Consider the following 1,901-nt stretch of genomic DNA (forward strand, 5'->3'; position numbering starts at 1 on the left):
CAAAGGCTATACTCCAGATTACGCTAATATAAGCTTTAACAAGCCTGTTGCTGGTCAAAACCAAATAATTAATGTTATCTACACACCTCAAGCTCCAGATACCCAACATGCAAGTTTGAAGATCGTTGATAAGACTGCTAACAAGACTTTGATCGATGGTTTGACATCTGATGGCAACAGCGGCACTCAGATCTCCTTCCCAAGTGAGAAGAGTTTGGTAGATACCTTTATCAATGCTGGATATAAGTTTGATAGTGCTGTAAATGATGCCGACAATAGCTCAATTGGCGATACTCAAGACAGCATCAAGTTCCCAGTATTTGATAATGATGCTTCAAAGAGCCAAGACTTCACTATTTACTTAGTTCATGATACAACTCCAGTAGATCCAGACCATCCAGGTGCAGGATATGCCAAGAGCGACCTTGATAAGACAGTTACTCGTACGATCAACTACCTTGATGAACAAGGAAACAAGATCGCAGATTCTAAGACAGAAACTGTTGAATTCAAGGGTAGCGGCATCATTGACAAGGTAACTAACAAGTTTGTCAAGTCAGCTGATGATTTAACTCCGCTTGAAGACCAATCAAAGGGCATTACTTGGACTAAGACAGTTGATGGCAAGACTACTGATGGTAACAGTTATGAATTTGCTTCAACTCAAGAGCGTCCAAACATTGAATTCAATAGTAATGACTACATCTTTAACCATGTAGATAAGAAGGAATACGATGGTGGCAGCGGTAGCGTTAAGAAGTATGAAGTATCAGCTCCAGATAATGCAAATGATTTAACAGTTAATGTTATCTACAGCTTGAAACCAGCTGATACTACTTACCACTATGCATCTACTCCAGAAGAAAAGACTGTCACTAGAACGATCAACTACTATGACAAGCAAACTGGAGAAAAGATCCCAGCAGACTTGATCAAGGACAATCCAACTACTCAAACTGCTAAGATCACTCGTCAAGTAGTTTTAGACAACAATAACAAGGTAGTTGGTCACGGAACTATTTCTGAAGATGGCAAGACATTTACTCCAAGTGATGATTGGACAACTGATGACAAGTCATGGGCAGAAGTTAAGTCACCTGATCTATCAAGTCATGGTTATACTGCTCCTGATAAAGAAAAGGTCGATCACGAGACAGTTGACGGCAATACTAAGGATCAAGTAATTAATGTTTACTATGACCATACTTATGTTCCAGTAACTCCAGATGATCCTAAGAAGCCAACTGATCCAGTCAACCCAGATGACCCAGAAGGTCCTAAGTATCCAGATGGTTTGACTAAAGAAGACCTTGAAAAGACTGTAACTCGTAACATCCACTATGTAGGTGTAAACGATGATGGCACAATTACTGCAGTAAATGGTGCTCCAGATGGCAAGAGTGACTATACTCAAAGTGTAACTTTCACTAAGCATGCGATCGTTGATAAGGTAACTGGCAAGATCGTAGGGTACGACACTGATAACGATGGCAAGGCAGATACTCAAGATGCAAGTCGTGCTTGGATGCCAAACAGCGCAAGCTTTGACCAAGTTGATTCACAAACTCCAGCCAGTGTTCAAGACAAGGACGGCAAGAAGTTTGACAGTGTAGATGTGCCAACAGTTTCATCAACTAGTGTCTTGCCAGATAGCAAGTTCCAAGACATTACTGTAACTTACCGTCATACACCACAAACACCAGTAACTACTTATAAGGCAACTGATGAAACCAAGGATGTAACTCGTACCATCACTTACAAAGACAGTGTGACTGGTCAAGATATCCCAAGCAGTTTGGCTAAGCCACAGACTCAAAAGGTAACTCTTCACCGTGATCGTATCACTGATAATAACGGCAACTTTGTAGGCTACGGAAAAGTCAGTGCAGATGGCAAGACTT

At 41.0% G+C, this 1,901-nt stretch carries 1 protein-coding gene; it reads left to right on the plus strand.

The window, feature by feature from the left end:
* The coding region (locus tag ACTHPI_RS09570; RefSeq protein ID WP_445353880.1) for a mucin-binding protein at positions 1-1,901 on the plus strand (1,901 nt) is incomplete at both ends.

Source organism: Lactobacillus sp. PSON (assembly GCF_052615405.1).